4 protein-coding genes and 1 pseudogene are annotated in these 3,932 nt (G+C 74.4%); 2 read left to right on the top strand and 3 right to left on the bottom strand.

Annotated features, from left to right (window positions below):
* Window positions 1–1,084, top strand: a 1,084-nt coding sequence (locus tag PKY62_RS12500; protein WP_324537450.1) for a TIGR00341 family protein, incomplete at its 5' end; no start/stop codon positions are given.
* A 56-nt stretch (window positions 1,085–1,140) separates the two neighbouring features.
* A complete protein-coding gene (locus PKY62_RS12495) occupies window positions 1,141–2,229 on the top strand; it encodes a hypothetical protein (protein WP_324537448.1) in 1,089 nt (362 codons plus the stop codon).
* Window positions 2,230–2,278: 49 nt separating this feature from the next.
* On the opposite strand, the gene PKY62_RS12490 is transcribed toward PKY62_RS12495, so the two are convergent.
* The 3 genes and pseudogenes from PKY62_RS12490 to PKY62_RS12480 all read right to left on the bottom strand — a co-directional run.
* Window positions 2,279–2,743, bottom strand: a complete 465-nt coding sequence (locus PKY62_RS12490; RefSeq protein ID WP_324537446.1) for an RrF2 family transcriptional regulator — start codon at window positions 2,741–2,743, stop codon at window positions 2,279–2,281.
* 37 nt (window positions 2,744–2,780) lie between these two features.
* Window positions 2,781–3,677 (bottom strand): ABC transporter permease, encoded by an 897-nt coding sequence (locus tag PKY62_RS12485; RefSeq protein ID WP_324537444.1) that lies wholly within the window; start codon window positions 3,675–3,677, stop codon window positions 2,781–2,783.
* A pseudogene (locus PKY62_RS12480) lies at window positions 3,667–3,932 on the bottom strand (ABC transporter ATP-binding protein); the annotation flags it as partial. The pseudogene PKY62_RS12480 and the gene PKY62_RS12485, both read right to left, overlap by 11 nt.

Raw genomic sequence — 3,932 nt, 5'->3', positions numbered from 1 at the left:
CGGCGCCGCCCGACGGCGCGGCTCGACCACCGGCGGCCCCGGGCGGGGGACGATGCCCCCCATGACCTCGGTGCGCGAGCGCGTCCTGCCACAGTCCCAGCGACGCCCCCTCGCGGAGCTCGTCGGCCAGCTCGACCTGACCGTGGGTGACCGCGCCTCCAAGGTGTCGGCGTTCTGGACGATGCTCGTGCTGTCCGGCCTCATCGCCGTCGCCGGCGTGCTCGCGGACTCCACGGCGACGGTGATCGGCGCGATGATCATCGCTCCGCTGTCCGTCCCGATCATGGGGATCGCGGCCGGCATCGTGCTCGGGGAGGCGCCGTTGGTGCGCCGCTCGCTGAGCTTCGTCGGTGCCGGGACGCTGGCCGTGGTGGGGATCGGCGTGCTCGCCGCGTTCCTCCTGCCGAGCACCATGCAGCTGCTGACCAACACCCAGATCACCGGGCGCACCTCGCCGGGGATCCTCGACCTCGTCGCGGCGCTGGCCACCGGCCTGGCGGGCGCCGTCGGGCTGTCCCGGCGCGACGTCAGCGACGTGCTGCCGGGCGTCGCCATCGCGATCTCCCTGGTGCCGCCGCTGGGCGTCGTCGGCGTCTGCCTGGGCTCCGGCGCGTGGACCATGGCGCTCGGGGCGCTGGTCCTGTTCCTGTCCAACGTCGTCGCGCTCGTCCTGGCCGGGACCGTCGTGTTCAGCGCCTACGGCTACCGGGCGGAGCACGCGTCCGCGGGGGCCGCGCCGTGGCGGCGCGCCTACACGGCGGTGGCCGTGGGTGTGGTGCTCGTGCTCGTTCCGCTCGCGGCCAACAGCGTGGGGGCCTACCTCGTCGCGCTGTGGGGCGAGCGGATCCAGACGGCCGCCCAGGAGTGGGTCGAGCCGGCCGGCGGCCGCGTGACCGACGTCACCCTGGTGTCCAGCACGGTCGTGGTGGCCGTCGAGGTGCCGGGCGCGCTGCCCGATGTGGACGCACTCCTGGCGGACCTCGAGGACCAGGTGCCGCACGGCATCACCGTGCTGGTCGACGCCGGGACGGGCGAGCGCGTCGAGGCCGGCGTGGTGGGCGCGCGCGGGCCGTCCGACGGCTGAGCCGGGAGCACAGCGGGGCCCTGGCGGGTGCACGGTCGCACGAGCACACTGGGGGCGTGGGCGTCGACGACGTGCTCGCATGGGTCCTCGCGTCCGCCGAGCCGTCGGCGCGGTGGATCGTCCGCTCCGCGCTGCTCGACGGCGCCCCCGGCGCCGCGGTCGAGCACACCCTCGTCCTGGCGGACCCGGGCACCGACGCCCTCGCCGACCGCCTGGGCGACTGGACCGCCGGCGCGGACCTGTCGGGTCATGCCAGCCCGGCGTTCGCGCCCAACCTGCTCACCCTGCTCGCGGACATGGGCGTGGCGGGCGGGGACGACCCGCGCGTCGAGCGCGTCCTCGACGCCATGGCCGACCACCCCCTGCCCGACGGCCGGTTCGCGTCCTTCGCGCGCGTGCGCGGCTCGACGACGGCGACCTGGGGCGCCCTGCTGTGCGACACCCACGCCATCACCGAGGTGCTGCTGCGGTACGGGCGCGGCGCGGACCAGCGGGTGGCACGCGCGCTCGACGTCATGATCGATGACCTCACCGACACGCCCCATGGCCGCGCCTGGCCGTGCCGCCCGGACCCGGCCAGCGGGTTCCGCGGGCCGGGCCGCAAGGGCGACGTGTGCCCGCAGGTCACCCTCGAGGCCCTGCGCGCATGGTCGTGGGTGCCGGTGGACCGCCGTCCGCCCGAGGTGCTCGGCGCGGCAAGGGTGGCTCTGGGCGTGTGGCGCGGCAGGGCGACGGCCAAGCCCTACATGTTCGGCCACGGCTACCAGTTCAAGGTCGTCAAGTGGCCCACCACCTGGTACGACGTCATGACGGCCCTGGACGCGTTGGGCCGGTTCCCCCAGCTGTGGTCCGGTCCCGAGGCCGACCCCGCGGACCGGCGCTCGCTCGCCGAGCTCATGGCGTGCCTCGTCGCCCACAACGTCGCGGCCGACGGCCGCGTGACGCCGCAGTCGTGCTACCGGGGTTTCGAGGACTACTCCTTCGGGCAGAAGAAGGTGCCCTCGCCGTTCGCCACCGCCCGGGTGCGCCAGGTGCTGCACCGGCTGGACGCGCTCGCCCCGGAGGCGGCGGCCGTCGAGATCGGCGCGCTGGCATCCTCGAAGGGCGGCACCGGTACGCCGCGCCCGCCGCGCGTCGCGGGGTGAGCCCGCTCGCCGGGTCGGGCGTGCCCGCCCGAGCCCTCCCGGTGCTGCGTCAGCGTGGCACCCAGGCGTCCGGCTCCGCCGTGAGGTCGCGGACGCGCTGGCTGAAGTCGCCGTGGAGCACCTGCTCGAGGGTCGTCTCGTCCAGCACCCCGCGCAGGGCCGACCGCACCGCGACCCACACCTGCGGCAGGTGCTGGGCGGCCCCGAGGTAGGACGTCTCCTCCGGTCGCCGGCCGCGGATCTCGGCCAGCGGGCCGTCGACGGCGCGGATCACCTGGCCGAGGGTGATCTCCCCTGGCGAGCGCGCCAGGTGGTAGCCGCCCTGCGCGCCGCGCACGGAGCGGACGAGTCCGGCCCGTCGCAGGTCGGCGAGGATCGCCTCGAGGAACTTCTTCGGCAGGCGCTGGTCCTCGGCCAGGGCATCGCCGCGCACGGGGTCCGGCCCGTAGGTGGCGAGTGAGAGCAGGGCGCGCACGGCGTAGTCGCTCTTGGCGGAGATGTCCACGGACGACATCCTGCCCTGTGCGCCGCTGCCGCGGCCGGATCGCCGCTCATGCGGCAGGGTCGACCACGCCCCAGCGCCGCCGGATCGCCGTGTTGGCGCGGCCGAAGAGGATGTCCACGAGGATCCCGATGACGAGGATGACGATCATCCAGGCCAGCAGCCCCGTCGCCTGGTTGAGCTGGCGCGCGGTGTCGAGCTTGACGCCGATCGACGGGGTCGAGGCGATGATGACGAGCAGCTCGCCGGCCATGAGGCTGCGCCAGGCGAAGGCCCAGCCCTGCTTGAGCCCGCCGACGATGCTCGGCAGGGACGCCGGCATGATGACGAACCGGTACAGCGTCAGCCCCGTGGCCCCGAGGTTGCGCCCGACCCGCCGCAGGATCGGTGGCACGTAGTCCACGCCGCCGATGACGCCGTTGGCGATGGACGGTGCCGCGCCGAGGATGACGACGAAGAACATCGCCGACTCGCTCAGCTGGAAGAGCAGGATCGCGAGCGGGAACCAGGCGATCGACGGCATGGTCTGCAGGCCCGTGATCATCGAGCCGATCGCGGTGCGCAGGGGCCGGATGCGCGCGGTGGCCACCCCGATCACCAGTCCGATGACGGTCGCGGCGGCGAAGCCGAGCGCGGCCCGGCGCATCGTGGTGCCGATGGAACGCCAGAAGTCGACCTCCCCGAGCAGGCGGAACAGCTCGGGGAACACGGCGTCCGGTCCGGGCAGCGCGTACCTCGGGCGCCAGCCGGACCACACGACGGCCTGCCACAGGAGCAGGGCGAGCGCGATGGCGGCGAGCTTCGGCCAGGTCGCCGTCCAGAGCCGCAGAGCGCGCGACTCGGTGGGCTCGCCGGAGGCCAGCTCCAGGGCGTCCAGGCCGGCGATCACCCCGTTGTTGCGGTGGTTCCCGGGCAGTGTCGCGCGCAGCCGCTGGTCAATGGCCATGGCGACGCACCTCCTCGCGCAGGCGGTCGGTGACGGTGGCGGAGAGCGTGGCGATCTCCGGGGAGTCGATCCGGCGCGGGCGGGGGATGTCGACCGGGTACTCGGCGACCACCCGCCCGGGCCTGCTCGACAGCAGGACGATCCGGTCGCCCAGGCGTGCGGCCTCGCGGACGTTGTGGGTGACGAAGACCACCGTGAGGGCGCGTTCGCGGCAGATGCGTTCGATCTCGTCGTGGAGCATGTCGCGCGTCATGG

The sequence above is a fragment of the Actinotalea sp. genome (assembly GCF_035443605.1).
Classification (GTDB): Bacteria; Actinomycetota; Actinomycetes; order Actinomycetales; family Cellulomonadaceae; genus Actinotalea.
This window is presented reverse-complemented; position numbering and strand designations above follow the sequence as displayed.